The organism is Vibrio sp. ABG19 (assembly GCF_029962385.1).
Classification (GTDB): Bacteria; Pseudomonadota; Gammaproteobacteria; order Enterobacterales; family Vibrionaceae; genus Vibrio; species Vibrio ostreae.
In genome coordinates this window covers 203,590-229,727 of record NZ_CP071707.1, presented here as the reverse complement: position 1 = coordinate 229,727, position 26,138 = coordinate 203,590, and the positions used below count along the sequence as shown (strand labels likewise).

The 26,138-nt window shown below is 50.8% G+C and carries 24 protein-coding genes; 12 read left to right on the top strand and 12 right to left on the bottom strand.

Annotated elements, in window-relative coordinates; all coding sequences use genetic code 11:
* Positions 1 to 77: 77 nt before the first annotated feature.
* From J0X00_RS01020 to J0X00_RS01010, 3 genes are all read left to right on the top strand, one after another.
* Complete coding sequence (locus J0X00_RS01020) at positions 78 to 1,952, top strand: putative nucleotidyltransferase substrate binding domain-containing protein (RefSeq protein ID WP_282476773.1); 1,875 nt, start codon at positions 78 to 80, stop codon at positions 1,950 to 1,952.
* Positions 1,953 to 1,956: 4 nt separating this feature from the next.
* Positions 1,957 to 2,682: an exonuclease domain-containing protein gene (locus tag J0X00_RS01015; RefSeq protein ID WP_282476772.1), complete on the top strand. Its 726-nt coding sequence runs from the start codon at positions 1,957 to 1,959 to the stop codon at positions 2,680 to 2,682.
* Positions 2,683 to 2,833: 151 nt separating this feature from the next.
* On the top strand, positions 2,834 to 3,442 hold the full coding sequence (locus J0X00_RS01010; protein WP_136483797.1) for a 2OG-Fe(II) oxygenase: 609 nt from the start codon (positions 2,834 to 2,836) through the stop codon (positions 3,440 to 3,442).
* 185 nt (positions 3,443 to 3,627) lie between these two features.
* Here the strand turns inward: J0X00_RS01010 and speG are convergent, their stop codons facing one another.
* The 3 genes from speG to J0X00_RS00995 form a co-directional block, all read right to left on the bottom strand.
* Positions 3,628 to 4,158 carry a spermidine N1-acetyltransferase gene (gene speG / locus J0X00_RS01005; RefSeq protein ID WP_136483798.1) on the bottom strand — a complete coding sequence of 177 codons (531 nt, stop codon included), beginning with the start codon at positions 4,156 to 4,158 and terminating at the stop codon, positions 3,628 to 3,630.
* 105 nt (positions 4,159 to 4,263) lie between these two features.
* Positions 4,264 to 4,659, bottom strand: coding sequence for a DUF2391 family protein (locus J0X00_RS01000; protein ID WP_136483799.1), 396 nt, complete (start codon positions 4,657 to 4,659; stop codon positions 4,264 to 4,266).
* 203 nt (positions 4,660 to 4,862) lie between these two features.
* Positions 4,863 to 6,323, bottom strand: a complete 1,461-nt coding sequence (locus tag J0X00_RS00995; protein ID WP_282477013.1) for a PLP-dependent aminotransferase family protein — start codon at positions 6,321 to 6,323, stop codon at positions 4,863 to 4,865.
* Positions 6,324 to 6,437: 114 nt separating this feature from the next.
* On the opposite strand from J0X00_RS00995, the gene J0X00_RS00990 reads away from it, so the two are divergent.
* Positions 6,438 to 7,343 (top strand): EamA family transporter, encoded by a 906-nt coding sequence (locus tag J0X00_RS00990; RefSeq protein ID WP_136483801.1) that lies wholly within the window; start codon positions 6,438 to 6,440, stop codon positions 7,341 to 7,343.
* Between the two features lie 123 nt (positions 7,344 to 7,466).
* Here J0X00_RS00990 and malK read toward each other — a convergent pair whose 3' ends face one another.
* The gene (malK, locus tag J0X00_RS00985) at positions 7,467 to 8,588 is read right to left on the bottom strand and encodes a maltose/maltodextrin ABC transporter ATP-binding protein MalK (protein WP_282476771.1); all 1,122 of its coding nucleotides are present in this window, start codon (positions 8,586 to 8,588) and stop codon (positions 7,467 to 7,469) included.
* Between the two features lie 731 nt (positions 8,589 to 9,319).
* Between malK and malE the strand changes: the two genes are divergently transcribed.
* The 3 genes from malE (at position 9,320) to malG (ending at position 13,052) form a co-directional block, all read left to right on the top strand.
* On the top strand, positions 9,320 to 10,501 hold the full coding sequence (gene malE, locus J0X00_RS00980) for a maltose/maltodextrin ABC transporter substrate-binding protein MalE (protein WP_136483803.1): 1,182 nt from the start codon (positions 9,320 to 9,322) through the stop codon (positions 10,499 to 10,501).
* A 73-nt stretch (positions 10,502 to 10,574) separates the two neighbouring features.
* Positions 10,575 to 12,149 (top strand): maltose ABC transporter permease MalF, encoded by a 1,575-nt coding sequence (gene malF / locus J0X00_RS00975; protein WP_218561532.1) that lies wholly within the window; start codon positions 10,575 to 10,577, stop codon positions 12,147 to 12,149.
* A 12-nt stretch (positions 12,150 to 12,161) separates the two neighbouring features.
* Positions 12,162 to 13,052 (top strand): maltose ABC transporter permease MalG, encoded by an 891-nt coding sequence (gene malG, locus J0X00_RS00970; RefSeq protein ID WP_136483805.1) that lies wholly within the window; start codon positions 12,162 to 12,164, stop codon positions 13,050 to 13,052.
* A 160-nt stretch (positions 13,053 to 13,212) separates the two neighbouring features.
* Here the strand turns inward: malG and J0X00_RS00965 are convergent, their stop codons facing one another.
* From J0X00_RS00965 to J0X00_RS00955, 3 genes are all read right to left on the bottom strand, one after another.
* Positions 13,213 to 13,464, bottom strand: a complete 252-nt coding sequence (locus J0X00_RS00965; RefSeq protein WP_218561531.1) for a hypothetical protein — start codon at positions 13,462 to 13,464, stop codon at positions 13,213 to 13,215.
* Between the two features lie 174 nt (positions 13,465 to 13,638).
* A complete protein-coding gene (locus J0X00_RS00960; protein ID WP_136483807.1) occupies positions 13,639 to 14,130 on the bottom strand; it encodes an acyl-CoA thioesterase in 492 nt (163 codons plus the stop codon).
* 204 nt (positions 14,131 to 14,334) lie between these two features.
* On the bottom strand, positions 14,335 to 15,246 hold the full coding sequence (locus J0X00_RS00955) for a DMT family transporter (protein WP_282476770.1): 912 nt from the start codon (positions 15,244 to 15,246) through the stop codon (positions 14,335 to 14,337).
* A gap of 214 nt (positions 15,247 to 15,460) precedes the next feature.
* Between J0X00_RS00955 and J0X00_RS00950 the strand changes: the two genes are divergently transcribed.
* Positions 15,461 to 16,249, top strand: coding sequence for a helix-turn-helix transcriptional regulator (locus tag J0X00_RS00950; protein WP_136483809.1), 789 nt, complete (start codon positions 15,461 to 15,463; stop codon positions 16,247 to 16,249).
* Between the two features lie 75 nt (positions 16,250 to 16,324).
* On the opposite strand, the gene J0X00_RS00945 is transcribed toward J0X00_RS00950, so the two are convergent.
* Positions 16,325 to 17,239 carry a M14 family metallocarboxypeptidase gene (locus tag J0X00_RS00945; RefSeq protein WP_282476769.1) on the bottom strand — a complete coding sequence of 305 codons (915 nt, stop codon included), beginning with the start codon at positions 17,237 to 17,239 and terminating at the stop codon, positions 16,325 to 16,327.
* A 181-nt stretch (positions 17,240 to 17,420) separates the two neighbouring features.
* On the opposite strand from J0X00_RS00945, the gene J0X00_RS00940 reads away from it, so the two are divergent.
* Positions 17,421 to 18,329 (top strand): DUF808 domain-containing protein, encoded by a 909-nt coding sequence (locus tag J0X00_RS00940; RefSeq protein ID WP_136483811.1) that lies wholly within the window; start codon positions 17,421 to 17,423, stop codon positions 18,327 to 18,329.
* A gap of 186 nt (positions 18,330 to 18,515) precedes the next feature.
* On the opposite strand, the gene pyrC is transcribed toward J0X00_RS00940, so the two are convergent.
* Positions 18,516 to 19,544, bottom strand: coding sequence for a dihydroorotase (gene pyrC, locus J0X00_RS00935; RefSeq protein ID WP_136483812.1), 1,029 nt, complete (start codon positions 19,542 to 19,544; stop codon positions 18,516 to 18,518).
* A 308-nt stretch (positions 19,545 to 19,852) separates the two neighbouring features.
* Between pyrC and J0X00_RS00930 the strand changes: the two genes are divergently transcribed.
* A complete protein-coding gene (locus J0X00_RS00930; protein ID WP_282476768.1) occupies positions 19,853 to 21,673 on the top strand; it encodes a hybrid-cluster NAD(P)-dependent oxidoreductase in 1,821 nt (606 codons plus the stop codon).
* 145 nt (positions 21,674 to 21,818) lie between these two features.
* Here the strand turns inward: J0X00_RS00930 and J0X00_RS00925 are convergent, their stop codons facing one another.
* Entirely contained in the window at positions 21,819 to 22,445 is a 627-nt protein-coding gene (locus J0X00_RS00925) for an AraC family transcriptional regulator (RefSeq protein WP_282476767.1), read from the bottom strand.
* 243 nt (positions 22,446 to 22,688) lie between these two features.
* Here J0X00_RS00925 and J0X00_RS00920 point away from each other — a divergent pair, with 243 nt between their 5' ends.
* Complete coding sequence (locus tag J0X00_RS00920; RefSeq protein ID WP_282476766.1) at positions 22,689 to 23,795, top strand: 1-acyl-sn-glycerol-3-phosphate acyltransferase; 1,107 nt, start codon at positions 22,689 to 22,691, stop codon at positions 23,793 to 23,795.
* Positions 23,796 to 23,862: 67 nt separating this feature from the next.
* On the opposite strand, the gene J0X00_RS00915 is transcribed toward J0X00_RS00920, so the two are convergent.
* A complete protein-coding gene (locus J0X00_RS00915; protein WP_136484002.1) occupies positions 23,863 to 24,462 on the bottom strand; it encodes a hypothetical protein in 600 nt (199 codons plus the stop codon).
* Between the two features lie 242 nt (positions 24,463 to 24,704).
* On the bottom strand, positions 24,705 to 25,007 hold the full coding sequence (locus tag J0X00_RS00910) for a YfcZ/YiiS family protein (protein ID WP_136483816.1): 303 nt from the start codon (positions 25,005 to 25,007) through the stop codon (positions 24,705 to 24,707).
* A gap of 589 nt (positions 25,008 to 25,596) precedes the next feature.
* Here J0X00_RS00910 and J0X00_RS00905 point away from each other — a divergent pair.
* On the top strand, positions 25,597 to 26,058 hold the full coding sequence (locus J0X00_RS00905) for a TetR family transcriptional regulator (RefSeq protein WP_136483817.1): 462 nt from the start codon (positions 25,597 to 25,599) through the stop codon (positions 26,056 to 26,058).
* Positions 26,059 to 26,138: the final 80 nt, after the last annotated feature.

The window sequence follows — 26,138 nt, the reverse complement described above, 5'->3', positions numbered from 1 at the left end:
AAAACGAGCAGCCGTCTGGCTGCTTTTTTAGTATCATTTTTCATATTGAAACAGCGTTTTGAAATTGGGATGGCGGTATGGGCTCATCATTAACCCCTAATATTTATGACTTTCTTATCAAGCTCGATCCGTTTGATAAGTTGTCCTCCGAGATTGTTGAATCGCTCGCGAATCATGTCAAAGTGCGCTACCTGGCGAAAGGCGAAAAAATAGAGTTCAGCGCATTGTGCCAAGAGCGATATCTCTACATCATTCGCACCGGGGCGATTGAGCAGCGTAGGCGCGACGGTCAGTTGCGTGCTCGTTTGGGAGAAGAGGATCAGTTTGGTTTCACTTTCCTCGCGCCGCTTCAGAATGCCGAAGATGGCTATCAGGCTGAAGCGATTCAGGACTCACTGCTTTATCTGGTGCCGCACACAGACGTGCAGACCGTTTGCCTAGAGCATCCGGAATTTGCTAATTACTTCGCATCCCATGCGCAACTGCGCTTGACGTCCGCAGTCAATGATGCGGCTGGGCGAGAAGAGGACAAAGGGCTGTTTTTCCGCCGTGTGGGGGAAATTGCCAGCGAAAACATCGCGATTGTCGATGTGAACACGCCGATTCAGGACGTGGCGCAAACCATGTGTGGTGAAGAGCGCAGCCGCAGCTCGTGCGCGGTGGTGATGCGCGATGGTGAAATTGTCGGTGTGGTCACTGATCGAGATATGACCAGCGGTGTCGTGGCGACTGGAATTGGTATTCATGAGCCAATCAGTATGGTGATGACTCAGAATCCGCAACTGATTCAGGCCGATGACAAAGTGATTCAGGCCATCTCCATCATGCTGCAATACAACATTCGTTGCCTGCCGGTGGTGCAGGGGAAAGAGGTAGTCGGTTTACTTACCACGTCACATCTGGTTCACAATCATCGTACGCAAGCCCTGTTCCTTATTGAAAAAATTAAATATGCCAGTTCAGTGAATACGCTGGCCGCACTCAACGTGGAGAAGCAGTCGATCTTTGAATCGCTGGTGGAAAGCGGCGTGAGTGCAGAAATTCAGGGGAGGGTGATGTCGATGATCATGGACGCGTTTACCCGCCGCCTGTTGCAGATCAACGAGGAACTCCTTGGGCCGCCGCCGTGTGATTATGCTTGGGTAGTGGCGGGTTCGCATGCCCGTAATGAAGTACATATGTTGTCGGATCAGGACAGCGCTTTAGTGTTGGCGCATGATGCTAAGCCGGAAGATATGCTGTATTTCACCCATCTGTCTATGCGCGTATGCAATGGGCTTGCGGCTTGCGGGTATCCTCTGTGTGACGGCAAATATATGGCCGCGTCACCGAAATGGTGTCAGCCAATTCAGGTATGGAAAGAGTATTACCGTAAATGGGTATCAAGCCCGGAGTACAACAAACTACTCAGCATCAGTGTGTTTCTGGAAGTACGTTCGATTTACGGCAACAGTGAATTGGTGGAGGGTCTACAACAGCATCTGCATCAGTGTATTCAGAACAGCCAGAATTTCTTGCCTGCTCTGGTTCGCGACGCGATCGATACGCAGCCGCCGCTGGGGATTTTCAATAATCTGGTGCTGGAGAAAGGCGGCGATAACAGCAACACGCTCAATATCAAAAAATATGCGCTGAACCTTATTATCGACCTGGCGCGGATATTCAGTCTGGCGGCTGGCGGTTCAATGACCGGCACCGAAGAGCGTTTTCGCTTCGCGGCTCAGCAGGGCACGATGTCCGAAGACAGCTGTCAGAACATTATCGGCGCCTACAAATTCATTACTCAGGTTCGCTTTCAGCATCAGTTGCAGGCTCTGCGTGAAGGCAAAGAACCGAACAACCATATTTCACCGGACTCTTTCAGCAGCTTTGAGCGCAAACACCTGAAAGATGCCTTTAAAATCATCAGTGAGCTACAGGACGTAGCCAAACTCAGGTTTGTAAAAGGATAAAACGATGCTTAATGCATTGAAACGCCGCTTTGGCGGCGGCTACCACAAGATGGTGAAACAGCATCAGCGACTGGCCGCCCGCCGCGATTGGCCTACAGGGCTCGAACACTATTTCAGTCAGGCACTGCCAAGCCTGGAAGCCTTGGTGTATCAGATGGATATGGTGGCGTTTGATTTTGAAACGTCAGGAGTCAACGCCAGTCAGGATCAGATCCTGAGCATTGGCTGGGTGGGAATCACGATGGATCATATTGATATCGCCGCCAGTGAAGAGCTGTTCGTTCGTCATCCCGAGTTTGTGACGGCGGACTCTGCGGTAATCAATCACATCACTCCCGACGTGTTGTCACAGGGCGTCACGCTGGATGACGCGATGGATCAGTTGTTCAATCAACTGGCCGGGAAAATCGCACTGGTACACGGCGCCTGCATTGAACGGGCATTTGTGGCGCAGTACATGCGCGAGCGCTTCGGTGTCGAGCATTTTCCTTGCGTGTGGATTGATACGCTGCACATCGAAAAGCAGATGACCTATGCGGGTAAAACGGTGCCGGGCACCAGCTTTCAGCTCAATGATGTTCGTCGACGTTACGCATTGCCACAATATAGTTCGCACTCTGCGACGATTGATGCATTGGCTACTGCCGAGCTCTTCACTGCTCAGATAAAATCGTTGTTTAAAGGCCATTCTCCTAGAGTTGCTAAATTGGCGGCACCGCTTTTTCTTTAAACTTCGCTTGTTGTCCGATTCGACTTCGTCAGCTTAATGCTTAAACCATTGCGCATCGACAAATTATATTGTCCGTTTGGATAAAAACTTAGATTTGTCGCCCTTGGGTTATCCTTATATAACGCCTTTTTTCAAACAGATATGTAGAAAAATGGCATTAGAAACCTTATTGGATGCAATTGCTGAGCAGGGCTGGTACGTGTGGGATGATTTTCTTTCCCTGGAGCAGGTACAGAGCCTGAGAGAGTGCGTACCTCAAGATTGGTACCGTGCCCGTATTGGCCGCAATGATGATCTGCTGCAAGCCAAGGCTATTCGCAGTGATCGTATTCAGTGGTTGAATTCGGAGATGGGACTGCCAGTGCAGGATTACCTGACACGCATGGAGCAGATCCGCTGCGAGGTGAACCGCGATTTCTTCATGGGCCTGTTTGAGTATGAATCCCACTTTGCCCAGTATCAGGTCGGCGACTTTTACAAAAAGCATCTCGATGCGTTTCGCGGCCAGGAAAACCGCAAACTGACCACAGTGTTCTACCTCAATGAGAACTGGACCGAAGCCGATGGCGGCGAACTGAAAATCTACGATATGGATGATCAGTTAATTGACACCGTTGCGCCGGTCGCCGGACGTCTGGTGGTGTTCCTGTCAGAAAATTTCCCGCATGAAGTGCTGCCTGCCAAAGCGGAGCGCATGAGTATTGCCGGTTGGTTCCGCACCAACGGCGTGACAGAGAGTCGTTTCGATATTGCCCATTGATATCAGGCCACCGTCTAAGTCGCTGAGTAACGCGATGGCCCGATGATAGCCCGTTTTATACCAACCGCGCCGCTTTTTGCTGGCGCGGTTTTTATTTGGGCTTATGATAATGTTTTAGGCGAAAAGTCGCTTGGCTAGGAGGCGTTTTGAAGATGGTGGCCTCATTTCCCTGAATTGCCCCTGGCTCAGCTTTGCGCTGAGAGTTTGCTCAGATAGTCATTTTGCAGAATATACATGCGTTTGACGTCACGATAGGCGCCGTTGATGAAGAATTCTTCCACAAGATGGCCCTCTTCTTTAAATCCACATGACTGATACAAATGCACCGCTTTTTCGTTATCGATCGCGACATGCAGATACACTTTATGCAGGTTGAGAATGGTAAAGGAGTAGTCGAGTGCTTTATGAATTAACGTGCGGGCGAAGCCACGGCCCTGATGCTGCGGGGTGATGATAATCTGAAATTCACCACTGCGATGGATATAGTCAATTTCAATCAACTCGACCAGACCCACCAGTTCCTTTTGTTCATTTTCTACCACAAAGCGGCGTTCGGCGTTGTCGTGGATGTGCTTGTTGTACAACTCTTCCAGTTCATCGAACGACTCATACGGCTCTTCAAACCAGTATGACATAATATTGCGGTTGTTGTTGAGATCGTGAATGAAACGCAAATCACTGCGTTCAAGCGCTCTGAGAGTGAGTTGGATGTTCATATGAGGTCCTGATTTATTCGCTTGTATTGCAAGGAATCTTATAAGGTTTTGAATATAGTCCGCTTTTGTTGCAAAACGACGGTAGTAAAACAACGGGTTCGGTGATTATTCTTTGTCAAAACTGTCAACGATAATAGCGCCCATCGATGCGGGCATGGCGATGACGACAATACGTTTAAGTGAAATTAGCGGTTCGTCGAGGAGCGGCAATTTGTCGAGTGCGAGCAGGACAAAACCCACCACCAACGCGGTTATCGCATAGGCGATGACAATACGCAGCAAAAAAGCGGGTATCCGACGCTGCACATTGCGCTGGAAGACACTTTCATAGGCAAATACGCCGAGAAAACCCAGAGACAGCGTCAGTAACAACAGCAGGTTGGGCAGCGGGAGCGACGTTCCAAGTTGCCAGGCTTCTTCTGAAAAGGAAATGGGCACCGCCAGAGCAAAGGCACCGACGCATACCTGACTGGCGTCTTCCATGTTAAAACTCATTTTCATACTTACACCTCATGATTGGGCCGGCTGTGAGCGGCAACCGATATCCTCAAGCATAATCGATTATCGGTTGAGACAAATTCACGCGCAGAGACAATTTAATGTGCTGCGATAGCTGTATGCTCACAGACAACTGTATGCGCTGAAACCACTTTACGTGCTGGTCACGCAATTAGCGAGCTTCTTAGCTCTGTTGGGTCAATCGTTTAGCTCTGATTATGTTGGCCCGCTAATGTTTTACCACTGCTGCGGGTGAGCTGCTGCACTATTATCTCAGCCAGTATCTGCAGACTTTTTTGCCAGCGCGTTTCATCTTCCAGATTGGAAACACTAAAGCGGATACATTGGGTAAATTGTCCCTGATTAGCGAACAAGTGTCCGGGTAGCAGGCTGATTTTCTGACTCAGGCAGTGTTGATAGACCTGCTGGGTATCGACCTCTGCAGGCAGCGTCAGCCAGCACAGGAAAGAGCCCTGCGGACGTGACAGGTGGTAGCGGCCATTGAGCTCCGGATGTGAGTTAAATGCCTGAGAGAGCATCTGGGCGAATCGGAGTTGCCGGCTCTGATACAGGCGTCGCATGCGCGTCAGATGAGTGCGGTATCTGCCGGTCGAGAGAAAAGCCGCGACCGCCGACTGGATCAGATTGAGACTGCCCATATTTTCGCTCAGCAGGACTTTCTCGATCTGATTCATATAGCGTCCGGCGATAATCCAGCCGATACGCAGTCTCGAATCGAGCGTTTTCGATAACGAACTGATGTAAATCACCCGTTCCTGCTGATCCAAACTCTTCAGGCTCGGTAGCGCCTGTGCAAATCCCAGGCTGCCAAACACGTCGTCTTCGATAATGGGAATTGATTCAGTGACATCCAGCAGCGCCTGGCGATGAGCCAGCGGCATCAGCGCTCCGGTCGGATTGTTAAAATTCGGCGTGACCATGACAGCCTTGATGCGCCAGCGGCTGATGGCTTGTTTGAGCGCTTCGATATCCATCCCTGTGGTGAGCTGACTTGGGATTTCGACCACCTTTAGCCCCAGTGACTCAAGCAGCAGTAGGGTGCCAAAATAGCAGGGGGATTCAACGGCGACAATATCGCCGGGTTGGGTCAGGGCGCGAAAAGCCAGGCTTAATGCCTGCTGGCCGCCGTTGGTAATGGCGATATCACGCAATCTTGCATCAATACCGAGATCGCGGCAGATTTTGCGTATCTGGTTCACCAGTTGATCATTGCCCGGAGGCAGTTGATAGTGACTGGGAATATGGGTTTGCATCCGGCTGTGGCGGCCGATTTCAGCATACAAACTGCGAATAGCCGGTGAATCCGTACAAGGATGGGCGGAGCCTGCCGGCATATTATGCTTGATCACAGGCGCAGCCAGAATAGATTTAGACATCGACAGTAAATCAACCCGGCTTGGCTCACTGGCCTGATTATCCAGACTGGATTTACGTTCAGCGACACGATATCCCGAGCGGGGCAGAGAGTAAATCCAGCCCTGAGCTTCCAGAACCTGATAAGCGCGAATGACGGTATTCTTACCCACCTGATGCTGGGTCATTAAGTCCCGTATCGAGGGCAGTTTTTCGTCGGGCTGAAACAGGCCGCCTTCAATGGCGCGGCGTATTGCCAGCTCGATATCCTGATATTTAAACTCTTCGCTCATTCTGGCTGCCCGGGTTAAAACTGTACCCATTAATTCTACATCAACTGTGCCTTTTTTGTCATTCTGTGCCTAATTAGAATGGCGCCACAATAATTAGACTGCCAGAGAAATACTATGCTCATCAAAATGATTCCTTTTCTGTTCGTAATACTCTGGGCATCCGGCTTTGTCGGGGCCCGTTTCGGTCTTGAATATGCCGAGCCGATGACCTTTCTCAGTCTGCGGATGGTGCTAAATGTGGTGCTGTTTGCGCTACTGATCATGCTGCTCAAACGCCGTATCCCGACTGGCCGTCAGTTCTGGCACTCCTGTGTATCGGGGCTGTTTATCCATGGTTTGTATCTGGGGGGCACCTTTCAGGCGATTCACTGGGGGATCCCGGCGGGCTTAGCCTCACTGCTGGTCGGTAGCCAACCGATATTTACTGCGCTGATCCTGCTGCTGATGGGCAGTGAGCGGCTTAATCTCGCTCAGTGGCTCGGGCTTGCCCTGGGTTTTGCCGGCATCAGTTGTGTGCTGATGGGTAATATTGAGTGGCAGTCGGACGCACACAAATGGGCAGCCATTGGTATGTGTGTGGTTTCTTTGATCGGTATTACGGTCGGTACGCTGTATCAGAAGAAGTTCTGTCAGGGTGTTGATCTGCTGGGCGGTGCCTTGGTGCAATATGTGGCTGCGGTTGCGCTGCTGTTGCCTGCTGCGATGCAGTTTGAAACCATGCAGGTGGAATGGACCCCGACATTCATTATGACGCTCGGCTGGCTGGTGGTGGTGCTGTCGTGCATTGCGATTTTGCTGCTGCTGTATATGGTTGAACATGGCGCATCATCCAGTGTTGCGTCGGTGTTTTACCTGGTACCGCCGACCACTGCAATTCAGGCCTGGATTTGCTTTGGGGAATCTTTTGATCGGTTGGGGGCGCTGGGCTTTGTACTGGCCGCTGTGGCGGTTTATCTGGTGGTGAAAAAGCCGGTGTTGCGACGTAGCAGAATGCCGCAACCCGCGGAAAGTGTCAGCTAGCGCAGCATGACGGAAATGAAAAAGCCCGTTTATTGATTTGAACGGGCTTTTTCGGTCAGAGGTAATAAACATCTGAGGTTATAACCATATGAGGTGAAGGATATTAGTCCTGCCTGACAGAGATCAGTTGTTGAATTCGACGCCCTTCTCTTTAAACAAACGGCGACACGCGCGGCCATCACTATGGAACAGATGGCAACGATGGGCCGGAATACCAATTGCCAGGCTATCGCCGACCTCAATGTCCAGGGTGTCAGGCTGACGATAGATGATATCTGAATCTGAGCCTTTAACGTTCATGTAGGCCTGGGTCTCGTTGCCCAGTTTTTCCACAATCATCACCTTTCCTTCTATTTGAGCATCACCTTGCTGCGCTTCCAGCAGGTGCTCAGGACGTACGCCCAGCGACATACGTTCACCGACCGTGACTGTCGTGTCATCAACCGGGATCCAGAAGGCGAAGCCGTTTGACAGCCGAACTTTAACCCGCTCTTTTTCCGCTTCGTCAATAGTGACACTCATGAAGTTCATCTTTGGTGAACCGATAAAACCGGCCACAAAACGATTCTGTGGGTAGTGGTAAAGCTCGAGTGGTTTACCGACCTGAGACACAAAACCGGCGTCCAGTACTACGATTTTATCAGCCATGGTCATGGCTTCGACCTGATCGTGGGTGACGTAAATCATGGTGCAGCCTAATTTGCGCTGCAGCTTAGTAATTTCGGAGCGCATCTGTACCCGCAGCGCAGCATCGAGGTTAGAAAGCGGCTCATCGAGCAGGAAAACATTGGGTTGGGAGACCAGAGTCCGGCCAATAGCGACACGCTGACGCTGGCCGCCCGATAAGGCCTTTGGCTGACGATCCAGCAGATGGCTCAATTGCAGGATATCGGCTGCGTGTTCAACGCGTTTACTGATCTCGGCTTTGTCGGCTTTGGCCAGTTTGAGGCCAAATGACATGTTGTCGTGCAAATTCAAGTGCGGATAGAGGGCGTAAGACTGAAATACCATGCCGACCCCGCGTTTGGAAGGTTCGACATCATTCATGCGTTGCTCACCAATAAACAGATCACCAGAGGTAATGTCTTCCAGTCCGGCAATACAACGCAGCAGGGTGGATTTACCACAGCCTGACGGACCGACGAAGACGACAAATTCGCCTTCCTGGATTTCCAGATCCACATTCTTGGAAATCATCACATCGCCATAAGCTTTACACACGTTTTTTAAGCTGACACTCGCCATCTAGCTCGTCCTCGGATCAAGATTTTTAATGATTACCGCCTCTGTAAGTAGATTCTCAGCAAATTTTGCCGCAGGCAGTAAAAGTAGGGATATATTGAGGTGACTCCTCGGCCTTGTGTGGCCGGGACTCTGCGTCTTAACGCGCAACCTCTTATTTTATCAGATAAGAATAACAGGTAAGAAAAGAAAGGGTGATGTCTTCAAACAAAGGGTTTGAAGAAACCATCACCCGTCAAAGCCAAGAGCCTGTTTGCTTCCCCCGCTGCAGCGTGCGTCTCCCCCGTACAATAATGACCACGAACGCGTCGACTGCAGCAGCAAATGAGCCCGGCAATGCAAGCCAGTATTAAGGTTCAATACCGAAAAAGATTCTTACCATCCACTCTTTGGATGGGATTAGTTTCCTTGAAGCTGCCCAGCTGCACATCCTCCTAAACTTATTTTTTGCGGGGGGAGTAGGTAAGGATGAGGTGGAGGAGGGGCTGGAATGGCCTGAGAGATCCAGTTCAAATTATTGACGGGTCTGAACATGAAGTAGATCACAAAGGGGCATTTTTTTGTGATTGTTCTCTCTAACAGGCAACGATTCGGATCACGAAAATAAGCCATAATACCAGGGGCGTAGGGAGTAGGAGGATGAGATGAGCCCGTTTTTTTCTGATGATATGTGGCGAAATACGGCGAAACCTCATCGGTAAGCCCTACAACATAAATAAAACAAGGATATGAACATGAAAAACGCCCTAAGCACTGTAGCGCTCAGCACTCTGGTCGCTCTTGGTTCGTTTGGCGCACACGCTGCCATCCAGGAAGGACAACTGACTATCTGGATTAACGGTGACAAAGGTTACAACGGTCTGGCTGAAGTTGGTAAAAAGTTTGAACAAGAAACTGGTATTAAAGTCACTGTTGCGCATCCGGATGGTCTGCAGGACAAATTCCCACAGACAGCGGCAACGGGTGATGGTCCCGATATCGTATTCTGGGCACATGACCGTTTCGGTGGTTACGCGGAAGCGGGTCTGCTGACGGAGATCAAACCGTCACAAGCGATCAAAGACGGTATTGTTGATTTCGCCTGGGATGCCGTGAAGTATCAAGGTAAGCTGATCGGTTACCCGGTAGCGGTTGAGTCGCTGTCACTGATTTACAATAAAGATCTGGTCCCTAATCCGCCAAAAAGTTGGGAAGAAGTGGCCGCGCTGGATGCTCAACTGAAGAAAAACGGTAAATCAGCCATCATGTGGAACCTGAAAGAACCGTATTTTACCTGGCCTCTGATGGCTGCTGATGGTGGCTATGCATTTAAATACACTTCTTCTGGCTACGATGTAAAAGACGCAGGTATCGACAAGCAAGGCGTCAAAGATGCGATGAATTTCGTTAAAGGTCTGGTTGATAAAGGCGTGATTTCGGCCGATATGGACTACTCTGTATCTGAAGCGGAATTTAACAAAGGCAATACGGCCATGACCATCAATGGTCCGTGGTCATGGGGCAATATTGACAAGTCAGGTATCAACTACGGTGTGACCACTCTGCCTAAATTCAATGGCCAGTCTTCTAAACCGTTCGTTGGTGTGCTGACCGCTGGTATCAGTACTGCATCGCCAAACAAAGATCTGGCGGTTGAGTTTATCGAAAACTACCTGCTGACTAATGAAGGTCTGCGCGCGGTCAATAACGATAAGCCACTGGGTGCGGTTGCTCTGAGTTCATTCCAGCGTGAACTGGATTCGGATCAGCGTATTGCTGCGACCATGGATAACGCGATGAACGGCGAGATCATGCCAAACATCCCACAAATGAATGCGTTCTGGGGCGCAGCTAAGAACGCAATCATCAACGTGGTTGATGGCCGTCAGACTGTTGATGCAGCCCTTGCGGATGCTGAAAAACAGATGACGAAGTAATCCCAGATTCACCTTTTAAGGAGGGGGCAACTCCTCCTTACTTTCCAGTTTTATTTCGCTAGCAGGTTGTTCTATGCAGTCAATCCAAGGTACAGAGGCTATGTCAGCATCCGCAATGACACCACCGACCAATAACAATCGCACCATCATTAAGTGGAGTGTATTAGCCGCCGTCGGTCTCGTGAATGGATATGCAACAGTTTTGATGTATTCCCGTGGTGAGCTCGCTTTTGCATTGCTGACCATTATTCTTACTGCTTTGGCACTTTACATCTTTGGCAGTAAAAAGACTTACGCCCACCGTTATATTTACCCGGGTATCGCCGGAATGATCTTATTCATTCTGTTTCCGTTAGCCTATACGGTCAATCTGGCGTTTACCAATTACAGTGCCAAAAACCAACTTTCTTTTGATCGAGCCCAGTCGGTACTGATGGACCGCACGTTCCAGAGTGGAGCGAGCTATCCGTTTTCGCTGCTTAGCACCGAACAAGGTTACCGCATCACCATTCAGGATGGTGAAACTCAGTACGCCACTCCGGTGTTTAGTCTCGATGCGAGCGGGCAGTCGTTAGCGCTGACTCCGGTCCAGGATGTGACGGGCGATAAAGAGGCGATTAAAACCATCATCAGTCATCGTGATGCTCTCGGGGCGTTGAATCTGACGCTGCCGGATGGCAACGCGATTCGCATGAGCGGACTGCGTAAATTCGCCGCTGTGGCGCCGCTTTACACCCTGCAGGATGATGGCGAAACGCTAATCAATAACCAGAACGGAGAGATGCTGCGACCGAATCTGGAGGTCGGTTTCTACCAACCGGTTAACGAGCAGGGGCAGTTTGTCGGCAGTACGGTGTCACCTGGTTTTATTGTTTCAATCGGTACCCATAACTTTGAACGGGTTTGGAAAGACGAAGGCATCAAAGAGCCATTTATCAGTATCTTTATCTGGACTGTGCTGTTCTCTGTGCTGACCGTGATCTTTACTCTGGTGATTGGTCTGGTGCTGGCGAGTGTGGTGCAGTGGGAAGAGCTCAAAGGCCGCGCTTTCTATCGTGTGCTGTTAATTCTGCCTTATGCAGTACCGGCGTTCATTTCGATTCTGATTTTTAAAGGTCTGTTCAACCAGAGCTTTGGTGAAATCAATATGGTGCTGCAAGGTCTGTTTGGCCTCAGTCCGGCCTGGTTCTCGGATCCGTTCCTAGCGAAATGCATGGTGTTGATCGTCAATACCTGGCTGGGTTTCCCCTACATGATGATTTTATGTATGGGCTTGCTGAAAGCGATTCCGGATGACTTGTACGAAGCTTCAGCTATCGATGGCGCGAACTTCGTGCACAACTTTACCAAGATCACGTTGCCATTGATGATTAAGCCGCTCACACCGCTGCTTATTGCCAGCTTTGCTTTTAACTTCAATAACTTTGTTATGATTCAGCTGTTGACGGCGGGCGGTCCGAACATGATAGGTACCTCTGAGCCAGCTGGTTACACCGACCTCTTGGTGAGCTATACCTACCGCATTGCATTCGAAGGTGCCGGTGGCCAGGACTTTGGTCTGGCGAGCGCGATTGCGACGCTGATCTTCCTGCTGGTGGGAGCGCTTGCGCTGCTTAACCTGCGTTTCACTAAAGTCAGCCAGAATTAAGGAGCGACACTTATGGCTATGGTACAAGGAACATCGCTCAAATACCGTGTGTGGGCGACACATATTGCGCTGTGGGCGTTTCTGGCGCTGATCATCTTTCCGTTGCTGATGGTGGTGGCTATCTCATTCCGCGAAGGTAATTTTGCGACCGGTAGCATCATTCCGGAAAATCCGTCCCTGGAGCACTGGAAACTGGCACTCGGTTTCTCGGTCACTAACGCAGATGGCAGTGTGACACCGCCTCCGTTTCCGGTTCTGACCTGGTTGTGGAACTCGGTTAAAATCGCGGCGGTTTCATCGGTGCTGATAGTCTGCTTATCGACCACTTCAGCCTACGCGTTTGCCCGTATGCGCTTTAAAGGCAAAGAGACCATTCTGAAAGCGATGATGATCTTCCAGATGTTCCCGGCTGTGCTGGCTCTGGTCGCGATATATGCGCTGTTTGATAAGCTTGGCCAGTACATCCCGTTTTTGGGCCTCAATACCCATGGTGGCTTGATCTTCTCCTATCTGGGGGGGATCGCACTGCATGTCTGGACTATCAAGGGCTATTTTGAAACCATCGATAACTCGCTGGAAGAAGCGGCTGCACTGGATGGTGCAACCCCTTGGCAGGCATTCCGTTTGGTGCTGCTGCCATTGTCAGTGCCAATTCTGGCGGTGGTGTTTATCCTCTCCTTCATCATGGTGGTGGGAGAAGTACCGGTGGCTTCGCTGCTGCTGTCGGATGTCGATAAGTACACATTGGCGGTAGGGATGCAGCAATATCTGTATCCGCAAAATTACCTGTGGGGTGATTTTGCCGCGGCCGCAGTGTTATCGGCTTTGCCAATTACCGCTGTTTTCCTGCTGGCGCAGCGCTGGCTGGTGGGTGGCCTGACGGCTGGTGGTGTGAAAGGTTAGCATCACGACAAGCGATAGGATTGACCTGTCAAAACGGTAGAATTGAACTGTAAACAATAGGCCCGGGCATTGCTCGGGCCTATTTACTGAGTGCGATTGAAACGATTGAAACGTTGGAAGATCACTATTCGTTGCAAGGCGACAACGATAATGGGTCAAATCACAGCTCGCGACTGGATGGCGCGCACCCGATATAACGCAGCAGCACGTACAGGCTCTCCTGCTGCAGAGCCACTTTACGAAACAGATCGGCAAAGGTTTCATCTCCGCCAAAGCAGGCCTGAATGTAATGATTAATCTCTAACGGGGGATAGCCTTCCACGTACATGGTCCGTACCCACTGGTATTCAACCGATCTAGTATCAGACAGGGTGTTCTCACTGAGGGTGATATCACTGAGGGTTAACGACATCTATTGCTCTCTGCTTGTGCCAATAGGCAGGCATACCTTTGCCAGCTAATGAAGTAGTAAAGCAAAGAAAAATGAAGGTTAGATGACAAGGCTGAATAAAATTAGCCAGATACGTTATCAGCTCACCTGATGTTGTATCTGGACTATTTCTGATTGGGTGGATCTGTGCGAGATTTAGCGGGCTTTGAGATATTTAACGTGCGCTTCCATCTCTTCGCCGATTTCAGTACGCATATTCATCAGGCGGATGGCCGATTGACGCAGTGCGATGTCTTCATCGGTGGTCGGGATCCACTCCGGAACCGGCGTTGGTTTACCGTTTTCATCCACGGCGACCATAATCACAATGCAGTGTGTGGTGAGATGATTGTTGAGTTCTTTCGGATCCGTGGCCTGGACATCAATCGCAATGTGCATTGAGGTTTTACCGGTATAAATGACCTTAGCGCTGACTTCCACCAGGTTGCCGACCAGAATCGGTGCCACGAAACGAATACCGCCGGCGTAGGCGGTGATACAGTATTTTCCGCTCCACGCTGCGGAGCAGGCGTATGCAGCCAGGTCGATCCATTTCATCACGGCGCCGCCGTGTACTTTACCGCCAAAGTTTACATCTCCGGGCTCTGCTAGAAAGCGCAGAGTTATATCTCGTTTGCCACTGCTCATCGGCTCTTCCTTTATGATTTGAACGCGTCTTTGCCACATTGTGCGCAAGACTTCATGCACGCATGTCTAACTAATAACGAATCTGTAACCTTTGCGCAATGTTTTGTTTTTGTTTGCTCTGTGTTGGCAATAAAAAACGCGCCTCAATGCGCGTTTTTATCAAATTCCGAGTCCGGCCAGCGGGTTATACTGTCGGTGAGCTGTTTAAGGTCGTGGTGAGGTAAGCGGTAAGGCAGTGGCTGGCGGAGTGCTGCGCAGCGGACGCTTGATCTGAGCCAGAATCACCCCGCTCAGCACCATGAGACCGCCCAGCAGATGATAGACGTGGATCTGTTCATCCAGCAACCCTGCTGCCAGCGCTACCGACACCACAGGCAGCAGGTTCATAAATATAGCGGTCGAGTCAGCTCCGAGCACGTCGATGGCTTTGACCCACATCCATGGCGCCAGTAAGGAGGCGGCAATACCTGCGTAGGCGATCAATGGCAACGACTCTTGCGGTGGTAGTAAGTGCTCGCTGGTCAGCCAGAGTGGTGCCAGCATGACCACTGCCAGAGAGCCTTGCAAGTAGATCAGTGTCCAGTTGCTGAATGGCATTTTCCAGCGCTTGAGTAACACGCAGTACAGGGCGTAGACCGCCGCCGACAGGACCATCAGACCGTCACCTTGGGTGATATCCTGATCGATAAAAAACAGCAGGTCACCCTGGCCAAGCATAAATGCCAACCCGGCCAGCGATAGCACAGCACCGACGATACTCAGTGCAGAGAGATGTTTACCCAGCAGCGGCACACTGAAGAAGATACTCAGCAGAGGGATCAGTGAAGTGATTAATGACATATTTGAAGCGCTGGTGGTGAGGCCGGCGTAGTAACCAAGCGATTGGTTTAGCGCCATGCCCAGCAGCGACAGGAACGCGAGTTTAGCCAGGTAAGGACGAATAATCGTCCATTGCCGAAGCACACCGGGCAAACAGAACGGAGTCAGAATCACCATCGCCAGCAGCCAGCGGTAAAAGCTCATGGCACTGGGTTCGATAATGTGGGAGGCCAGTTTATTGACCAGGGTGTTGGCCCCCCAAATCAGTACTGTAAACATAGGTAAGAGATAGATCATGTCAGCCTCAACGTTCTGAAGTAAATCGATAAAGACAATGTATGAATTGCGATTGCGTGCTGCTACCGAATTGATGTGACACCTGCTGACCTGGCTAGCCAACGACCCTGATGCCAGGTGATGTCGATATCAAGTAGTATTGGCGTTAAGTGTGACAGGTCTATATAATTATATATATCTTCAAAAAGACATCGCGAGCGATAGGAAGACAACTTTGAGAAAACGCGCCAGAAACCTTCACCCCTCTTTATCGATTGAGCAGGCACCCTCCGATGTATTTATGAATTTTGAAGCCTTTCTGTCCAACACAGAAACCCGTGAGCACAGTCATGCCTGGGGCCAGGTACAACTGATATCCGGTGGTATTCTGGAGATGGAAGCGCAGGACACCCGTTTTCTCGCACCACCTCATCTGGCGATTTGGGTTCCGGCGGGTATCCGGCATAAAAGTTTTAACCGTAAGCCAATCGAGTACTGTTCGCTCAACATTGCTGCCGATATGACCACGGCGTTTCCGAGCCGGACCTGCTTAATCAAAGTCACCCCGATCGTGTCAGCGATTATTGATGATTTTCGTCGCCGCCAGATAAGCGTGGCAGAATCACTGCAGGATAAACGTCTGGTTCAGGTGCTGCTCGATCAACTGGCGACTCAGGAAAGCCAGCACCATTTTCTGCCATCAAGTAATAATAAGTATTTGGCACCCATCCTGGCGGCCGTGGAAGAGAGCCCCACCGATGACACCAGCCTGCAGCAGTGGGCGGAAAAAGTCCATGCAACGGAACGCACACTGGCACGCCATTGTCAGGCTGAATTGGGTATGAGCTTTACCGAGTGGCGTCTGCGGGTCCGTTATCTGTATTCCATGGAATTGCTGCGCAGCGGTCATTCGGTCAAAGAAGTCGCACTGACTTTAGGCTACAACCAGGCCAGTCCGTTTATCTCGATGTTTAAAAAATACTCCGGGCAGACCCCGGAGCAATACAAAAACCGCCTGCTTTAGGACCGATGATGGAGAGTGTCGACCAGTGTTATCCGTGGCACGCCATTATCCGCGGCGTGCTATGCACCATGCTTATCACTGGGCCAGCACGTACTCCAGCGCGCCGACCACCGCCGCGACCTGCGCGTCATTGCATTCCTGAGCAGTCACCTGCGGGCTGTCCGGATAGACTTCGGTGGTTGAAGTGTACGTACAATCGGTGACGCCGCCACACAAGCCCAGTTTTTTCATCGGATAGAGAATCACGCCTTCCTGAACCGCATCGGAGCCAATCAGCTGGCCGTTCTCGTCGCTTGGTGCAATGTGGGTCACCTTGCGCACCGCCTCGATGATAGCCGTCTGCAAGGCCAGTTGCGGTTTATCGCTGTCGCCGACCGTGTAGAAGCCGTCCGGAATCGAGCCGGCGACATAGGCAATACCATCACGTGCGGCCAGTGCCGGGCGGAACTCGCTTTCATCCGTGTCGGTGGTTTCGTGCAGATCAATATGCAGCAAAATATCTGGCAGTTCAGCCACCAGTGCCATCAACGCGGCAGACTCTTCCGCCGGGCTGCCCGGATAAAACGAACGGTTCGGATCGAGCGCATTCGGGTTCCAGCGATTGATGGTCTCATAACCCCAAGGGCTGACACATGGCGCTACCACGAGATTGACCTCGCTTTCAAAGCGGCTCGCCTCTGTGGCCAGAAACTGCAGCGCACCATGCACGCCGCTGGTTTCGTAGCCGTGCACACCGCCAGTGATCAGTACCGTTGGTTTGTCATCCTGCCAGGCGCGGGTTTTCACACACCACAGCGGATAGCGCGCTGGATCATAAGAGAGCGCGCCATACTGAACCACATCAAACCGAGCGCGTAAGGCTTCGATTTCAGGTATTACCAGCTGCTGATATTCGCGTTTGATACTGGTTTGAGCACGCCAGATCTGGCGTTCTTCATCACCCCATTTCTGACCTGGGGTTCCGATTGGATAAGTGTAAGCACTGTGCATAACTTTCCCTGTGACTAAGGAGAAAAAACCAAGAGTAATCCCAGTTATCTGCTGAGACAAGTAGCGGGCGTTACCACCGGCAGCGGCACGAGAAAAAAGCCGGCTTTATTTCGCGCACAGGCCCGGATGATGTTACATTTCGTTGCGTAATGTTTGATTAAACCGAGATGAAGAGACGAGAATGGCTGGTGCAAGTTTATTAACCCTGTTAGATGATATCGCGACCGTGCTGGATGATGTAGCAGTGATGTCCAAGATGGCCGCCAAAAAAACTGCGGGTGTGCTGGGCGATGATTTGGCGCTCAATGCACAGCAAGTGTCAGGCGTTGCCGCTGAACGGGAAATTCCGGTGGTCTGGGCGGTTGCCAAAGGTTCATTTCGTAATAAATGTATTTTGGTGCCTGCGGCGCTGATCATCAGCTCTGTTGCGCCCTGGCTTATCATGCCTTTGCTGTTGCTGGGCGGCTTGTTCCTCTGTTATGAGGGGGCGGAGAAAGTGCTGGAGAAGCTGTTTCACCCGCAGCCAAAGAAACAGCCTGAGCAGGCGATGGAAGAGCTCAGTCAGGTCAGTCTTGAGGAGTATGAAACCAAAAAGGTTCAGGGGGCGATCCGGACCGATTTTATTCTTTCTGCGGAGATTATCGTCATTGCGCTGGGCACAGTGCAGGGATACGCGATGTTGACCCAGATTGCGGTGGTCAGCCTGATTGCGGTGATCATGACGGCCGGTGTGTATGGCCTGGTGGCCGGGATTGTCAAACTCGACGATCTTGGTTTTTATCTGGAGCGTAAATCTCAGGGTAAAGGTGGTCTGGCAGTGATAGGAGCAGCCTTAGTCGCGTTCGCGCCTAAGCTAATGAAAGGTTTGACAGTGGTGGGGACAGCAGCGATGTTTTTGGTCGGTGGTGGTATCGTGGTGCATAACGTGCCGGTCATTCATCACTGGATTGAGCCTGTGATTATGCGTATTCCGGAGCTTACCCTGGTTTCAGACTTGGTTCCGGCGCTGCTGAACGGGCTGATTGGGGTCGTGGCAGGTCTGCTTGTGGTGGCGGTGATGGAAGTCGTGCACAAAGTACGCGGTCACTAAGTTGTCGTTATCGACAAGATAAAACATTTCAATGGTGATTTACTAGTGAATGAATAGACTAACGCTTTTCTTCTCTGGCAGTCACCAGTTATGCAACGTTGCCAATCAGTGCAATAAAAAAGAAGAGGCGAAGCCTCTTCTTTGCGTTTGTTTTCGGCCGTTAGGCTACTGACTCAGTGGTCACGGTTATTTGACTGTCCACAGCACCTGTTCGCCGCCACGAATCGGCACTACGGTTTCGCCGCCAAACGGCATTTCCGCCGGCACGTCCCAGGCTTGTTTGCTTAGGGTAACGGTGTCGCTGTTACGCGGCAGACCGTAGAAATCCGGGCCATTGTGGCTGGCGAAGGCTTCCAGTTGATCAAGCTTACCTTCCTGTTCGAATACTTCCGCATACAGTTCCAGTGCCGCGTGTGCGGTGTACGAACCGGCACAGCCACAGGCCGTCTCTTTTTTGCCCTTGGAATGCGGCGCTGAATCGGTGCCAAGGAAAAATTTCTTGCTGCCTGAGGTCGCGGCTGCAACCAACGCGTGCTGGTGGGTCGCGCGTTTCAGGATTGGCAGGCAGTAAAAGTGCGGGCGGATACCGCCAACCAGCATGTGGTTACGGTTGTACATCAGGTGATGCGCGGTGATCGTTGCCGCGACGTTGTCACCGGCTTTGTTGACGAACTCGACAGCATCGGCCGTGGTGATGTGCTCGAGGACTATTTTCAGATTCGGGAAATCGTTCACGATCGGAGCCAGTACGGTGTCCAGGAAGGTTTTTTCACGGTCGAAAATGTCAATATCGTGCGTAGTCACTTCGCCGTGCACCAGCAGCAGCAACCCTTCTTCCTGCATCGCTTGCAGTACAGGGTAAATATTTTTCGCTGAGGTGACACCAGAGTCTGAGTTGGTGGTGGCGCCCGCCGGATAAAGCTTGGCAGCGACAACGGCACCGGATGCCTTGGCGCTGCGGATATCGTCTGCGCTGGTGTTGTCAGTCAGGTAGAGTGACATCAGCGGCTCAAACTGGCCTTGTGGCTGCGCGTTCATGATACGCTCGCGGTAGGCCAGCGCCATTTCGGTATTAATCACAGGTGGGACAGTATTGGGCATGATTAGCGCGCGTCCGTTGTAGCGGCTGATATCACGTACTGTATCGGTCAGGACCTCGCCATCGCGCAGGTGAACGTGCCAGTCGTCAGGACGAGTGATCGTAAGTGTTGTCATGTATTGCTCCCACCATGAAGTCGTTGAGTGATTGGAGCCTAAACTGTCTGCCTGACCGCAAAAAACGCGGATGTCCGTATGACGCAAACGCTTCCGTTTAGGCGACAGGATGATAGAGGAAAAGGGGGCCAATTTCACCCCTTAATTTGATCTTCGTCTGAAAGCGGCATTTTTCTCACTTTTTATCGCCGTATCTCTCCATTATGCAAGCAGGTTAGTCGTCAGCGTGAAATTGTTTTATTATCACCTCACACATCGAATTATTATCACCGCATCACATCTCATTCTTATTGCGCTAAGGAAATGCCATGTCGTCCGCTCATCTCTCACAAATCAATATTTATCCGGTTAAGTCTGTCGCCGGCATCGGCTTGTCTACCGTCTGGGTAGAAAAGCAGGGGCTGATGTTTGACCGCCGTTTTATGGTGGCGCTGGCTGATGGCAGCATGGTCACGGCGCGCAAGTATCCCGCGATGGTGAAAGTGCATTCGACTCTGACCCCGGATGGCTTGATCTTTACTGCGCAAGATAAGCCGCCGCTGAGGTTGCGTTATGCGGATTTCAAGTTGCAGGAAGCGCCGGCACAGGTTTGGAAAGATAACTTTATTGCCTATACCACCACCGATGAAGCGGATGACTGGTTCAGCGAGGTGTTGGGTCAGCGGGTTGAGTTACTGTTTAGTGGCCAGCAGTCTAACCGGGTGCGGGAAAAAGTCGGCAGTAACGTCAGCTTTGCCGACGGTTACCCGCTGTTGGTGATCAGTGAAGGCTCCCTCGAAGAGCTCAATCGCCGCAGTCCGGAGCGCCACAGTATGGATCAATTCCGTACGAATCTGGTGGTGTCCGGGACGGAACCATTCGCCGAGGACGGCTGGAAACGGATTCGGATTGGCGACGTCGAGTTTGAAGCGGTGAAGCCCTGTGAGCGCTGTATTCTGACTACGGTGGATGTGGAAACGGGCACATTTCGTCCCACTCAGGAGCCACTGCGCACCTTATCGCAATTTCGCGCCAACGAGCGTGGCGGAGTGTTTTTTGGCCAGAACCTGGTGGCGAAAAATGAAGGCATGATTCGCGCCGGTGATGTGGTGCAAGTATTGGAATACAAAGAAAAAGAAGCGTATCAGGATCAGGGGCTGCGTCATTACCGCATGACTTGCGTGGAGCGGGAAGAAATCGCGCGTGATTTCGTTACCTTCTGGCTTGAGCCGCAGCAGGGTGAGTTGCCGGCTTACCTGCCTGGGCAGCATCTGCCGATTGAGCTGGTGATCGAAGGGGAGCGGATAGCACGCCGTTATACCTTGTCATCCAGTCCTTCGCGTCCCGGACGTCTGGCGATTTCGGTCAAGCGCATTGATGGTGGCCGGGTGTCGAACTGGCTGGTGAATCATCTGCAAGTTGGTGATGCATTAACGACCGAAGCGCCGGATGGCAGCTTTCACCTCGATGGGAGTCAGTCGCGTCAGCCACTGCTGTTGTTGTCGGCTGGCAGTGGGGTGACCCCGATGCTGTCGATGCTGCGTTATCTGGCGGATCATGATCAAATCGACGACGTCGTGTTTTACCACCAGTGTCGTTCAGTGGCAGATATCCCGGTGCGTGACGAGCTGAAACAACTGGAAAGCCAGTTTACCGGCCTTAAAGTCTTTATTTCGCTTACCCAGGCACCGCTGGACTGGTTTGGTCTGAAGGGGCGTTTTTCGCTGTCTCACCTCAAGCAAGTGAAAGAGGTAACTCAGCGTCAGGTGTTTGTGTGCGGGCCGGATGGTTTTATGCAAAAGGCGAAAAATTTGCTGCTCAAACAGGGACTGCCGCAAACGGCTTATCATCAGGAAGCCTTTGGTGTCGCGCTGACGGCGCCAAAAGAGCTTAAAACCGTTCAGCTTAGCATCAATGGAAAAGTGTTCAGCGGCAATAATCAGGCGCCACTGCTTGATCAGGCAGAAGAAGCCGGTATTCACATCGAAAGCAGTTGTCGCGCCGGTTTGTGTGGCGCCTGTAAAGTCACAGTACAATCGGGCAAGGTGCATCAACCTCAGGTGCCGGCGCTGCCGGCGCATGAACGTCATATGGGTGTGGTGCTGGCGTGTTGCTGCGTCCCGGAGACAGACGTCGAAATTGTTGGTTAGCAATTTGAGGCTGGGAGACTGGTCTTCAACCGACTGGGCTTCAAGATTGTAGCTTAATCGACTCAACCGGCGTGAGAGTCACGCCGGTTGAACGCTGTCCTGACTGATATCCAGTGCTGTTGGCTGCTGCGCTTCGTGCTGGAGCCTAGAGCGTTTTACCTAGTACGATCTGACACATCTGCTGATACTGGCTGTTGTTGTCAGCAAACAGTTCGGCAACGATTTGCGCTTCTTTTCCGCCTGACTGGCGACGTTTCATCGCTTCACGTACCAGCAAGACTAAATGCTGTTCTTTGCTTAACCCATGGTGTGCCTGTGGTGACCAGGCGGCTAAAGACTGATTAAATGTCGAATGAGGCAGCTTAGGTTCAAAGTTTTTGACTTCGCTTTTTATCACGTGCAGCAAATGCAGATACACTTCGTCTTCACGGCTGACTTGCTGATCACTAGCAAGTTGTCGCAGACGGTTAAGTACCGCCCGGCTAAGTTCGCTATGTTTAACCAGGCCCGCCTGATGCGGAAAGGTATCAGGCAATCGAACCGAAAAATCGATACGCTGAATTTGTGTGTTGGGGAAAAACGTCAGTGCACTCAGACAGTCGATCGGTATCCACAGCGCTTGATCCGCCTCAATGGCGTATTCCTGCTTGCCGAGTTTGACCAGCACTAAACCACGCTCCACATGAATCAGGCTGTGCTTAACGGCGCGCTTGCGCGACGTGGCTTCAAGGTAGGGAAATAAGCACGTTTCAGATTGGATAGCGTAGTTCATGGATAGCCTCGAGCAATAGAAGGGCGCTAAGGGTAACGCTTTCCCTGAAAAAAGCCAAATACCCAGTGAAGTGGCATGAAATAAGCTTACTGAGAGTTGTGACAGGCGGAAATATTTCTGTCACTTTTAAGAAACCTTTATCACGTGTTCTGGTCTGACCTTGTGAATTATGTGGTAACGATAGCTGCGACTGATGGTGACTACGCGTAGAATAGGCCAGCTTTTTATTTGATGTAAAATAATATGACTTCAACAAACGATCCTTATGTAGACATTCGTCCTTACAATGACGAAGAGATTCCTGCCGCCATTAATCGTCTGATTAATGACGAAGAGTTTATCGCTGCCATTTTGCAGCACCGTTTTGAGCGTCAGCCGGCTTGGCTGCAATCTCTGATGGGACCTTTTGTTAAAGCCTATCTGAAATTCAAATGGGCTAAACTGAAGTCCGTTGATGTTATTCAGCGGGAAGTGAAAAAGTACCTTGATCAAACGCTGGAGCACACCACGCATGGTGTGACATACAGTGGCCTCGACAAGCTGGATAAAAGTACCTCGTACCTGTTTATCTCTAACCACCGTGATATCGCGATGGATCCGGCGCTGGTAAACTATGGTCTGTATGTTTCCGGGCATCGCACTGTACGTATTGCAATCGGCGATAACCTGCTGAAGAAACCATGTGCCACTGAACTGATGAAGCTGAACAAAAGTTTTATTGTGAAACGTTCCGCCAAGGGCCCGCGTGAAATGATGAAAGCGCTGGGTACCTTGTCAGCCTACATTAAGCATTCGCTGGAGACCGGTAACTCAATCTGGATTGCACAGAAGGAAGGCCGTGCCAAAGATGGCAACGATTATACCGATCCGGCGATCCTGAAAATGTTCCATGTTGAAGGACGTAAACAGAAAGCTGAGTTTGCTGATTACATTCAGTCACTGAAAATCGTGCCGGTCTCTATCTCTTATGAGAATGACCCGTGTGATATTGCCAAAGCGCGCGAACTGTATGAGAAGGCCACGCACGGCAAGTACGAAAAATCAGAGTTTGAAGATATCGAAAGTATCATTCAGGGTATTGTCGGTGAAAAAGGCCGTATCCATGTCGCGTTTGGCGATGTGATTGATCAGCCGTATGAGACTCCAGAGGCACTGGCGCAAGAGATTGACCGCCAGATCCACACGCACTATAAGCTGTATCCGATTAACCTGCTGGCCGCAGGTGAAGAACATGAAGATATCACGCCAGCGGTGCGCGCTAAGCTGCAGGAGAAACTGGCCCATCTGCCTGAAGGTGCGCATTCTTACTTGCTTGATAGTTATGCCAACCCGGTGCGTCACCGCAAGTAACACCTGATAATAAAGAACAAAAAAGAGAAGCAGCTGCTTCTCTTTTTTGTTCCCGAATGGTACTGGCTCAGCGGGCGACAGCGCCGCCCAGGGTAAGATTAGCTGGCCAGTGGCTGATACGGTTACCGCCCAGATAGATATTGCCATTAACGGTTAAGTTATCCGGCAAGGCGCTGATTTGCGAGCCGCCAATAAACAGATTTCCTTCCACGACTAACCCATCCGGCAGCTCGGTTAAAGGGGTTCGCATGACACTCAAGTCGCCTTTCACTCTCAAACGCGGCGGCAATCCAACCAGTGGCGTGTCAGTCAGATTGAGATAACCGCCAAGATTAATTCCAGCCGGCCAGCGCTGGATTTGCGAACCGAGTAAGTTGGCGTAGCCGCGAATAAATGTACCGCGTGGCACTTGTGCCAGTTGACTGTTGGCTGCATCCAGGCTGCCTTCAATTTTCAGCCCGCGAGGCAGTTTAGTGATGCCTGTTTTGGCGATACTCAGATTGCCCTTGAGTTCCATGTTGTCTGGCAGTGCGGTGAAAGGCTTATTGCGTAAGTCCAGATTACCGTAGTTATCCAGATAATTCAGGATTTGATAGTGGTCGAGTGGTTCGGCCGATGCAGAGAGGGCGGCCAGTAATGTGAGCAGAGCGATGAGCGGGTAGTGCATGCCGATGTCAGCAATCCAGACAATAGTGATGGCTTCAGTATCGCCAGCGTGCACAGTGGCTGCAATGATAGAGGCGGAAAAATCATCATCAAAGCGCACAATGTCACAAAAATGGTCACAAAAATGGTCACAATAATGGTCACAATAATGGTGATAACAAAGCGAGTCCTGACGGCTCGCTCTCCTGTCAGGCCCGGAATTCGGCTCCGGGCTGACGTTAACCATTCCCGATAAATGGGTTATTAACGTGCCAGCGAGCGGGATCTGAGCTCGAAAATTAATTTTTCCGCACTGACTTCAAATTTGAATCGCACGTGCATCTCTTTGGCATCGTCGGCTAACGGCATGACTTCGTGCTCAACGTTTTTGTTTACCTGCTCAGCCAATGTGAGGTACTTGTCCAGTTCTGCGCGCATTTGCGGCTCTGAGTCGGCAAAAATAGTTACTTCAGCGACATCATCCCCTTCGCGGATGATGAAGCCCATTTCACCGGCGACACCACATGCTTCACACACTTCCTGTTCTCGGTAGGTTTGGTTGCTCATCTTACCATCCTCTTACAAATCATGAGGGTATCTTACTCCGCTCGCTCTGGCCCGGCTATGGTTGTTTTAAGCAAAAATGCGCGAAAGTTTGCGCCTGATCAAGGATGAGTGAGTTGCACGATTTTCTGCTGTCAAATCTCTTGGTTTGTGAAAGTTGATCAGATTCTCACTCAGCCTGGAGACGTAGTGAGTGAACTCTTTTTTGGGTGCCTAATCGGTGTGAATGGCACCTTTGTGACAATTCTGAGTGTGAGTTTAGTCAATTTATTGTAAGTTTGAGTGTCATTAATTTGGCGTGGCTTACTGAAATTTATTGCCTTAACTAAAGGTTTATTAGATGATTCACGGGTCGGAAATATTGATGTGTCGAATTTTATCGGTAACTCACCGATGTTTAAGCGGGTGTTTTCATCCATTCAATGAGTGCATTGGTCACTGTGGAGGTTGGCTGATGTACGTCCTCAGGTGGTTCGAGCCGTTGATGCCACCACGTTGTGCAAGGCATTGATAAAACGTAATCAATGATATTTATCATTGGAAACCAACATTGTATGGAACTACATAAAAGTACATAAGAAGAGCCTTAACCATGCCAAAGCGTAGCAAAGAAGATACCGAAATCACCATCCAGACCATCATGGATGCGGTTGTCGAACAGTTATTGACCCTCGGCTATGACAAAATGTCATACACCACTCTGAGTCAGCAGACCGGTGTGTCACGTACTGGAATCAGCCACCATTTTCCCAAGAAAACCGATTTTGCTTCAGCACTGGACGGCCGTATGTTCAGCCTGTTTGTTGAGCATCTTGATTTTGATAATGGCCAAGAATCCTTTGTTTCAAGCTGGATGAAAGCGCTGGACAACTCAGAATTTGTTGCCATTCTTCGTCTGGTTTTCCAGCACGTCGTGATTGCTGAACGTGCACAGGAGTTCGCCTACAATGGCCTGGAACGTCTGTACAAACTGGCTGACGAAAAACTCGGCTCAGGCAGTGATGAAAAAGTCGAATGGTTGATTGGTAAATCTCTTATTACCATGAGTAAGTAATTCGCATGAGAACGTAAGCATCATCCAACGTCAGCATCATGAGAAAAGTAATCAAAAGGCCAGCATGAAGACATGCTGGC